Genomic DNA, 9,677 nt, shown 5'->3' with positions numbered 1-9,677 from the left:
GTGGTGGGGGTGGGGTGAGCAGGTTGCTTCGCGGAGGGTGTGACCACGGATGTGGGGCGTTGTGACTCCGGGCCTGTCGACGCGTCGGGGTGCGGTGAGTGGTTGGGTGAGTGGTTTGTCGTCGGGGGCGGGGCGGCGGGCGACGTGCGGGCTGTGGCCTGGGATGCGGCGGCATCCGGCCGGGGGGCCGTGACCGAGTCCGCTCCGTGGTCGGCGTCGGCGTGTGGCGTGTGGCCGGCCGAGGGGGACGTCGCGGCGTGGGACGTGGCGACCGTGCCCTGAGAAGCCGCGGCATCCGACCGAGGGCCGGGGACCGAGTCCACTCCGTGGTCGGCGTCAGCGTGCGGGGTGTGGCCGGCCGAGGGGGACGTCGCGGCGTGGGACGTGGCGACCGTGCCCTGAGAAGCCGCGGCATCCGACCGAGGGCCGGGGACCGAGTCCGCGTCGGGGTCGGCGTCGGCGTGCGGCGTTGTGGCGTGGGGCGTGGGGCTGCCCGACGAGGGGGTGGTGGCGGGCGTTGTCGCCGGAGTCGCATCGGGAGGCGTTTTGTCGACAGTTGCCGAGTGCATGGCGGTGCGGCTGCATGACGTGCCGTCAGGTCCTTGCGGAAGGTGGGCCGTCCGGCGCGTCTCCGGGTCGGGCCTTTCCGCGGTGGCCGACCGTTCATGGACCGCCTGCAGCTCCTCCGGAGCGGCCGCTCCCGCGCCCGGCCCCATGTCCCCGATCTCGTCGGCGAGTTGGAGCACGAGGATGCCGTGCCGGTACGCCGTCTCACCGACGTCGGCGCAGGTGCTGCCGTACACGGAGAGACGATTACCGCGTTCCTGTACGACCTCGACGGAGCGCTGCGCCGTCCGGGCCTCCCTGGTGAGCAAGGCGGCGAGCCGGGCGGACTGCGGACTGCGGACGGCGACACGTGGCCGCAGCCGGGTACGGGCGAATTCGGTCGCCTCCTGGTCGGCGACGAGCCTGCCCCGCTCCAGCGTGACGACGCGGTCCACGGTGCGCGCGGCCTCCTTGGGGTCGGCCGTGGTGACCAGGACCGTACCGCCCTGGCCCGCGTGCGCGCGCAGCATGCCGTACAGCCAGCGGCTCTCCCGCGCCGAGAGTCCGTCGGAGGGCTCGTCGAGCACGAGGGTGTGGGGATCGGACAACAGGGCGCAGGCCAGGCCGAGCCGGCGGTCCATGCCTCGGGAGAGCGTGCCGAGTCGTTCCTCGCTCAGGCTGACGAGACCGACCACCTCGAGGACTTCGTCGGCACGCCGGACCGAGATCCCGGCGGCGGCGCACAGCATCCTGAGGTGGCTGCGGACCGTTCGGCCCGGGTGCCCCGGCACATCGCCCAGCAGGACACCGACTTCGCGCGAGGGATGAGCGATGCGATGGAGCGGGCGGCCTCTGAAGTAGGTGACTCCGCGACCCTGTTGGAGTTCGAGCATCAGTCTGAGCGCGGTCGTCTTACCCGCACCAGGGTCGCCGAGCAGCGCGGTGACGCGGCCGGCGCGCGCTTCGAAGGAGACGTCGTCGACGGCAGGCGGAAGGCCCTTGCGGGGATTGCTGGTCAGTCCGAATGCCTGGATCACCTGTAGCAAGATAGCGGGCCATTTCGGATTTTTCGGGCATCAATGGCTCCAGTACACGAGCGTGATCGGATGGATCAACCCGTGTTGGCCCTTCCGTGCACCTCCGGTCGGCTGCCCGTCGGCTGGAGCCGGCGTCACACCTCGGGACGCAGCATCGGCGGGTTCAGAAGCGTGGCACCGCCCGCGCGGAAGAGCTGGGCCGGGCGGCCGCCCTGACGTGTGGTCGTACCGCCGGTGGGGACGAGGAAGCCGGGCGTGCCCGTCACCTTGCGGTGGAAGTTGCGGGGATCGAGCGCCACACCCCACACCGCCTCATAGACGCGGCGCAGCTCGCCGACGGTGAACTCGGGCGGGCAGAACGCCGTGGCCAGGGACGAGTACTCAATCTTGGACCGGGCGCGCTCCACGCCGTCCGAGAGGATCTGGGCGTGGTCGAAAGCGAGTGGGGCCACCGGTTCGCCGTCGCGGCCGTAGCCGCCCTGTTGCAGCAGTTCCTCGACCGGCGCCCAGCGCGCGTTGCTGGCGTCGCCGCCGGCGCGCGGTGCGGGCAGGTCGGGGGCCAGCGCGAGATGGGCGACGCTGACCACACGCATCCGGGGGTCCCGCTTGGGGTCGCCGTACGTCGCGAGCTGTTCCAGATGAGCGCCGTTGTCCTGGGCAGGGACGGACGGATCATGGACGCGCAGCCCCGTCTCCTCGGCAAGCTCGCGCGCGGCGGCCTGCGCCAGATCCTCGTCGGCCCGCACGAAGCCGCCGGGAAGCGCCCAGCGCCCCTGGAACGGCGGCTCACCCCTGCGTACCGCCAGCGCACACAGAGCATGGCGGCGCACGGTCAGCACGACCAGGTCCACGGTGACGGCAAAGGGCGGAAAGGCTGACGGGTCGTAGGGCATGTCGCGATCATAGTCGTCTGCCTGACGATAAACACTCCCTTCGTCGGCCGCATCGGCGGCTGGTCGGATCCGTGCAGCAGGGGTCTCCCCGCGGCTCCCGGCCGTCGTGTGCGGACGCATCATTCGAGGTCACGGTCGTTGACGTGCGAGTCGCACGCCTGGTCGCCGCACGGGGTCACAGAGTCGACCGTCGCACTACGTCGCGCCCCCCATTGGCCGCGCAGAGTCACCCACACTCCCCATCGCGGTACCAGGTCACACCCCCAACTGCACCCCGTCGGCCGCCTCCTCGACCATGGCGAAGCCGAGGCGGCTGACCCGTGCGGAGAAGGGGGCCTCCGCGACCCGCAATCCCGCCAGGCCGACCTCGCCGCGCGGCGCGCTGCGCATGGGACGCAGTGTGACGGTGCCCGCCGGGGCATTGGGACGGATACCGACGAGGGTGGTGAGCAGCAGGACGGCTGATGCTGCCGCCGTGGCTGCGGGGCGGCAGACAGCGGGGTGGGGAAGAGGAGCGCTCCCGTTGGTTTGCGGCTCTCCGGCGTACCTCTCGGGCAGCCGGTAGCCGAAGGTCTCGGCCGCCGCGAGGATGCCTCGCAGCAGCGAACTCGCCTCCTTCTCATACCCGGCGGCAGCCAGGCCCGCGACAGCGACAGCCGTCTCATGGACCCGTACGGCGCCGCCGCGGTGGCCGAACGGGTTGTAGCCCGTTTCCCGGACGCCCAGTCCGCGCAGCCCCCAGCCCGAATCCAGCGCCGGGCTGTCGAGGAGTCGGGCCGGCTGTTCGGTCCGGACCCGGTCGAGCAGCCCGGGCGCTCGCTCTCCCCCGCCCGGCAGGCCGGTGTCGAGCAGGTGGACGGCGGCTGCCCCGAGGTGCGGCACGGAGCGGCCGTCCGGCGTGCGGGCGGCTACCGACCCGCCGCCCCCGAGACCGTCGAGCCGGAAGTCCTCCCGGAAGGCCGACCTCAGCGCCCGGGCCCACTCCCGCAACCCGGCGCCGCCCGGTCTGCCGCACGCGTCGAGCAGGTCGGCACCGAGCAGAGCCGCACGGTGGGCGTGCGCCTGGGTCTCGGAACGCACGGGACCACCGGGCTGCGGGTCGCACAGGTATGTGCCGTCGACCACCGTGGTCCGCAGCCAGGCGAGGCAACGTTCGGCCGTCGGCAGCAGCTCTTCCGTTTCGTTCTCCAGCAGTCCCCAGCGACGGGCCTCCGCGAGCAGCACGGGGAAGAACAGCGTGGCCTCGGTGCCGGTGCAGCCCGGCGGCAAGTGCTCGCCGGCATCCCGGCGCGGCCCGGGAATCATTCCGGCCTGCCGGCCAGATCCCCCGAGTTGTGCGCGGGCGACCGAGCGCAACGTGCCCGCTGCGAGCCGGGTGCCGAGTAGCAGCGTCATCCGAGCTGCGGCCAGGGCCTCGGCCGGGGCCAGGCCACAGCGCCACGGCGCCCCGCTACGAGGTATGGCCCTGGATCGTGGGCTTGGGCGGTACGCGACCCTGGAAGGTAGACGTGGGCGGCGCCGGATCCTGCACCGTGGACTTGGGCGGCACCGGACCTTGGACCGTGGAGGGCTGCACCGGACTCTGCACGATCGACTGAGGCGATACCGGGCCGTGGGCCGTGAACCGAGGCGGAGCCGAGCCCTGGACCGTTGGCTCGCGGTGCCCGACCGCGTCTGTGCGCGACGCCGGCTCCATGCGCCGGCCCGGGCGTGTTGCGAACCTGCCACTGGAGCGGTCGTCGGCGGAGGGCGGAGTCGGCTGGGGCATGGGGCGGCTTCCTCTGCGCTCTGTGCGCCTCGGGCAGGTTCGGGGCCAGGAGTGGCGCTCCGGAATGGCATGGCGGTACGCCGGTACGGCCCGTGCAGGCGTACCGCCAGTCAGATGAACGGAACGGGGCTCTGATGAGTCACGCCTCTGACCGGGCAACGGGTCCCGCCCGTGACCGGGCAACCCCACCGAATGGCGGTCAGAGCCCACACACTCGGCGTCGATTCGGGCAGATCGCCCAGCCACCACCCCCGACGGGAAGGCGCCGGTCCGACGACGCATACCCGCACCCTCCCGCCAGTCGCTCACGCGTCCCCCTCGATACGGCTGCCACCAGAACCCACGCCCCGCTTACGGGCGCCGCGACGCCGCAGCGCTGCCTTCCCGACCGTGCGCGGACGTGTACCGCCGCTCCGCCCTGTCCTCGGCCCCGTGCCACCCTTCGGCGTTGCACGAGGCTTGCCGGCACCCTCCATGTCCTCGCATGCCGACACCCCCGACGAACAGGGGCGCCCGCTGCCACCGGAGGGAAGTGCCGGGCGCTTCTGCCGAGACGTCGGTCCCGCAGCCGTCCCGGGCGCGGGCGCGGGTTCGGATCCGTCGGCGTCGCGGCTCACCGCGGATTCGGTGTCCTGGGGCCTGTCGAGTCGCTCGGCTACGCCACGAGCACTGCCCTCGCGTTCCGCGCGCAGGCAGCGGCGGATCGACTCCGGATCCAGTCCTTCGTTGACGGCCTGGTGCAGGAGGCGGGCGAACAGATAGCCGGGGTCCGCACCCAGCGCCATGGCGAGCGCCTCCCGGGCCTCGATGTCGTCCCCGGTCGACCACGCGACCCAGCCCGCGAGGGTGAGAGGCGCCGCGGCGTGTTCGCCGTAGGGTCCGACACAGCGGCGGGCCAGCGCACGCCAGAGCCGGAGTGCGGGGGCGGCCTCGTCGCCCTCCATCCACTCGGCTGCGCGATCGCGGGTGGTGCGGTCCTGCAGGCCCAGAATCAGCGCTGCGGCTTCGTCGTGTCCGAGCAGATCGTCGTCGCGAAGGTCCGCCCTGAGCGCGCCGGAGACGGGCGGCGCTGCGGCGAGACGGCTCATGACCCGTTCGGCCAGCTGCAACGTCTCGTCGGCCACACACACGCGACTGGATTCGTCCAGGATCCTGGGGACGAGGGCCATGCTGGCGGTGTCCAGGGCGACCTCCTGCTCCAGGGCTGCGGCGGTTTCCCAAGGCAGGAGCCTCGCCCGCAGTTCACGGAGGGTGCCGCGCACCTGAATCCCGGCGTAGGTGGCCGCGGCGGCGAGGACGGAGGTGCCGGGCATTCCCATCGGCAGGCCTTCGACGGGGCAACATCGCTCGTTCTCGCAGCAGTACGACCAGAAGCGGCCGTCCGAAATGCACAGGGCCTCGATCACCGGTACGTCGAGGAGGCCACACTCCACGCGCAGGTTCTGAGCCAGCGGGCGGAGCCGCTCCATGACCTGCCTGCCTGTTTCGCCCTTGTCCGGTTCCTGGCAGAGGTAAGCCACCATCTGTTCGGGGCGGGCGCCTCGGCGTTCGCTTCCTGTCACCAGCCCGTGCGCCAGCTGCGAGGCCACGGGCACCCAGTCGTCCGGATTCTCGGGAATACCGAGCCGGGCCCGGCCGCCGAACCTGCCGCGTCCGTCACGGTCATGGAGGGCGGCAAGCACAATGCTGTCCTCGGGGCGGTAACCGAGCAGGTACGGCAGGGCATCGGCCAGCTCGGCCGGGGTGCGCAGCGTGACGCGATGTGTGTCGGCAGGCGCGTCGTACGTGGTGGATTCGACATTTTCGGTGTGTTGAAGGTGCTGTGTGTGGCCATCGGGCGCTCCATGGCTGTTGGGGGGCTGTCGTCCGTCCCGTCCGGTGGTGTCGTCGTTTTCGAAGGATCCAGCGGTTTCGCCGTGGTTCGTCATGCGCCGACGATCTCGCGGATCGCAGAATTCCGCTTGCGCCTGTGGATAAGTCCAGTCAGGGACACGTCATACCGCGGGCCGCCGCATCCACGGCAGACGCCATCGCACTCGCACGGCCCAGGTGCCCCAGCGCCCGACCGCCCACGCCCGGCCCGTTTGTCAGTGCCGTCCTGTTGTATGGGACGCATGGAGCACACGAGCAACGCGGATCTCCGCACGAACGCCGACGCGGTCCTCGCCCGCCTCGTCGGGGACGCCACAGGCGCGGCCCGGCTGCGCGAGGACCAGTGGCGGGCGATCGAGGCGCTGGTCGCCGACCACCGCCGGGCCCTGGTCGTCCAGCGCACCGGGTGGGGTAAGTCCGCGGTCTACTTCGTGGCGACCTCACTGCTGCGGGCCCGCGGCAGCGGCCCCACCGTGATCGTCTCTCCGTTGCTGGCGCTGATGCGCAACCAGGTCGAGGCCGCGGCCCGGGCCGGAATCCACGGACGGACCATCAACTCCTCGAACACCGAGGAGTGGGACGCCATTCAGTCGGAGATCACCGCCGGCCAAGTCGACGTCCTGCTCGTCAGTCCGGAGCGGCTCAACAACCCGGAATTCCGGGATCAGGTGCTCCCCGAACTCGCGGCCGCGACCGGCCTTCTCGTCGTGGACGAGGCCCACTGCATCTCCGACTGGGGCCACGATTTCCGTCCGGACTACCGCCGGCTGCGAACCATGCTCACCGATCTGCCGCCCGGTGTGCCCGTACTCGCCACGACCGCCACTGCCAACGCGCGCGTGACGGCGGACGTCGCTGAGCAGCTCGGCACGGGTGGCACGTCGGACGCCCTGGTGCTGCGCGGCCCACTGGACCGGGAGAGCCTGAGCCTCAGTGTGCTGCCGCTGCCGGACGCCGCGCACCGGATGGCCTGGCTCGCAGACCACCTCGACGAGCTGCCGGGCTCAGGGATCATCTATACGCTCACCGTGGCCGCCGCCGAGGAGGTCACCGCCTTTCTGCGCCACCGTGGGCACACTGTTTCCTCGTACACCGGAAAGACGGAGAACGCCGAACGCCAGCAGGCCGAGGACGATCTGCTCGCCAACAAGGTGAAGGCGCTGGTCGCCACGTCAGCCCTCGGCATGGGCTTCGACAAACCCGACCTCGGCTTTGTCATTCACCTCGGCTCACCGTCCTCCCCCATCGCCTACTACCAGCAGGTCGGGCGCGCCGGTCGCGGCGTGGAGCACGCCGAGGTCCTCCTCCTGCCCGGGAAGGAGGACGAAGCCATCTGGGAGTACTTCGCCTCCCTCGCGTTCCCCTCCGAAGACCTGGTGCACCGCACTCTGGACGTCCTCGCGCGCGCGGAGCGGCCCATGTCGCTGCCCGCCCTGGAACCACTCGTGGAGCTGCGCCGCTCCCGCCTGGAGACCATGCTCAAGGTCCTCGACGTGGACGGTGCGGTGCGGCGGGTCAAGGGCGGCTGGGTCGCCACGGGGCAGCCGTGGACGTACGACTCGGAGCGTTACGACTGGGTCGCCCGGCAGCGCAGAGCCGAGCAGCAGGCGATGCGTGACTACGCGGCGACGACAGGCTGCCGCATGGAGTTCCTGCAGCGCCAGCTCGACGACGAGGGTGCCAAACCCTGCGGGCGCTGCGACAACTGCGCGGGCTCGCGCTTCGCCGCGGACACGTCGACCGGCGCGCTGGACGCCGCGCGCGTCGACCTGGGGCGGGCGGGCGTCGAGGTGGAACCTCGCCGTATGTGGCCGACAGGGCTGCCGGCGATCGGCATCGACCTCAAGGGGCGTATCCCGGCCGGTGAACAAGCCGCCTCGGGGCGGGCGCTGGGGCGGCTGTCGGACATCGGCTGGGGCAACCGGCTGCGGCCGATCCTCGCCCCGCAGGCACCTGACGGCCCCGTGCCGGACGACGTGGCAAGGGCCGTGGTCGGCGTACTGGCCGACTGGGCAAAGGGGCCCGAAGGCTGGGCCTCGGGGGCGGCGGACGCCCCGGCGCGTCCCGTCGGCGTGGTCACCGTCGCCTCGCGCACTCGCCCCGTGCTGATCCACTCCCTGGGTGCGCGCATCGCGGAGGTCGGCCGGCTGCCGCTGCTGGGGTCGGTGGAGTACGCGGTCGACGCTTCCCCGGTCTCGCGGAGCAACAGCGCCCAACGTCTCAAGGCGCTCGACGGAGCGCTGACCGTACCGCCACCCCTCAGCACAGCGCTCACCGAGAACCGCGGCCCCGTCCTCCTCGTGGACGACTTCACGGAGACGGGTTGGACCCTTGCGGTCGTGGCGCGCATGCTGCGGCGTGCCGGCGCGCAGGAGGTGCTGCCTCTGGTTCTGGGCGTGCAGAGTTGACCAGGTGTACCTGCGCCGTCCACCCAGGCGTTACTCAACGCCCCACTGGGTACGGATATAAGCCACAGTCCGCGCATTAAGGGTCGGCGACCCCAATTGCTCGTTGCCGCATCCCAGTTCGACAGGAAGAATTGAAGTCCGCTCCCGCACGGCTCATCCGTGATCAGGTAGGGCTCCGCTGCGGTGTGCGCTCCCCCGAACCAGACCCCGCCCGCAGTGTGGGCGCGTAGCCGAAGGGAGGATCGTGACCTTCGGATTCGCTCCGTCCTCCGCGGCATCCACGTCGACGTCAGCCGACCTGTCCGCCGCCTCCGCCAACCCCGTGGCCCGCCTGCTGGAACCCGCGGAGTGGGCTGCCGCCGGTATTCCCCTGCTGCGCAACCCCCGTGAGGTCGTCAGCGGACTGCACGCACGGCACCGCCCCAGGCCGGCAACGGCGATCGTGGCCGTGCTCGACGCCGACGAACGACTGCGGGCAAGTGCCTCGTTCACTCGGCGTCCGGCCCCCGCCGACGGCTGGATGTTCCGCAATGCGCTGCTGGGCCAACTGCGCCGGGTCATCCCGCACGATCTGCGCCGCCGCACCCCGGTGCGCACCGCCGTGCTGCTCTACTGTCGCGAGGGCGACGCGCGTTGGACGGAGGAGGACGGCGCATGGATGTGGGGCCTGCGTGACGCCTGCACGCTCCACGGGCTGCGCTGTGGCGCCTACATCACGCTCACGCGCGACGGCTGGCAGGTCCTCGGTGAGGGCCGCGGCGGACGCCGCCCCAGCGCCGACTCGGCGCCCGAGCCCTTTGCCACCTCCGAGGCACCGGCCCCACTGCCGCGCACCGGTGGTGCCGCCTCCGAGGTCCTGCGCCGCGCGGCGGCCCGCTGAAGTCGGCGGACCTCAGGTCCGGTCACAGGCACTACGGCGCCTGAGCATGCGCACCGACCGAGTGCGTGCGACGACCGGCCGGAGGCACACGCCCGCCCAGTCGTCCGCGCATGCCGAAGTCACCGCCGTGCAGCTGCCGAGCCGACGGGGCGGCTCCTGCGCGGGCCCGCCCCGGGACCTGCCGGGGCGGGCTCAGACGCCCGCGCCCAGCAACGAGTTGATCTGCTGCGGGTCGCCGCAGACGATCAGCAGGGCGCCGGCCTGGCCGAGAGC

6 protein-coding genes and 1 pseudogene are annotated in these 9,677 nt (G+C 71.9%); 3 read left to right on the top strand and 4 right to left on the bottom strand.

From position 1 onward, the window contains the following. From ACTWQJ_RS38500 to ACTWQJ_RS38485, 4 genes and pseudogenes are all read right to left on the bottom strand, one after another. On the bottom strand, nt 1-1,583 hold a 1,583-nt coding region (locus tag ACTWQJ_RS38500), incomplete at its 3' end, for an ATP-binding cassette domain-containing protein (RefSeq protein ID WP_443311088.1). 134 nt (nt 1,584-1,717) lie between these two features. Continuing rightward, nucleotides 1,718-2,476, bottom strand: a complete 759-nt coding sequence (locus tag ACTWQJ_RS38495; protein WP_129801069.1) for an NUDIX hydrolase — start codon at nt 2,474-2,476, stop codon at nt 1,718-1,720. 255 nt (nt 2,477-2,731) lie between these two features. After that, nucleotides 2,732-3,928, bottom strand: a pseudogene (locus ACTWQJ_RS38490) (glycogen debranching N-terminal domain-containing protein); the annotation flags it as partial. 621 nt (nt 3,929-4,549) lie between these two features. After that, complete coding sequence (locus tag ACTWQJ_RS38485) at nt 4,550-6,172, bottom strand: DUF4192 domain-containing protein (RefSeq protein WP_443311087.1); 1,623 nt, start codon at nt 6,170-6,172, stop codon at nt 4,550-4,552. 186 nt (nt 6,173-6,358) lie between these two features. On the opposite strand from ACTWQJ_RS38485, the gene ACTWQJ_RS38480 reads away from it, so the two are divergent. The 3 genes from ACTWQJ_RS38480 to ACTWQJ_RS38470 all read left to right on the top strand — a co-directional run. After that, nucleotides 6,359-8,524, top strand: coding sequence for a RecQ family ATP-dependent DNA helicase (locus ACTWQJ_RS38480; RefSeq protein ID WP_443311086.1), 2,166 nt, complete (start codon nt 6,359-6,361; stop codon nt 8,522-8,524). 244 nt (nt 8,525-8,768) lie between these two features. After that, nucleotides 8,769-9,404, top strand: coding sequence for a hypothetical protein (locus ACTWQJ_RS38475; protein ID WP_443311085.1), 636 nt, complete (start codon nt 8,769-8,771; stop codon nt 9,402-9,404). Between the two features lie 46 nt (nt 9,405-9,450). Next, the coding region (locus ACTWQJ_RS38470; protein ID WP_443311084.1) for a hypothetical protein at nt 9,451-9,677 on the top strand (227 nt) is incomplete at its 3' end.

Origin of the sequence: Streptomyces sp. KR55 (genome assembly GCF_052245645.1) — a bacterium.
Classification (GTDB): domain Bacteria; phylum Actinomycetota; class Actinomycetes; order Streptomycetales; family Streptomycetaceae; genus Streptomyces; species Streptomyces flavusporus.
This window is presented reverse-complemented; position numbering and strand designations above follow the sequence as displayed.

Bases quoted from the DNA above. Each gene is read 5' to 3' on its own strand.
- ACTWQJ_RS38485 (WP_443311087.1), bottom strand. From the start codon at position 6,172: ATGACGAACCACGGCGAAACCGCTGGATCCTTCGAAAACGACGACACC.
- ACTWQJ_RS38480 (WP_443311086.1), top strand. From the start codon at position 6,359: ATGGAGCACACGAGCAACGCGGATCTCCGCACGAACGCCGACGCGGTC.
- ACTWQJ_RS38495 (WP_129801069.1), bottom strand. From the start codon at position 2,476: ATGCCCTACGACCCGTCAGCCTTTCCGCCCTTTGCCGTCACCGTGGAC.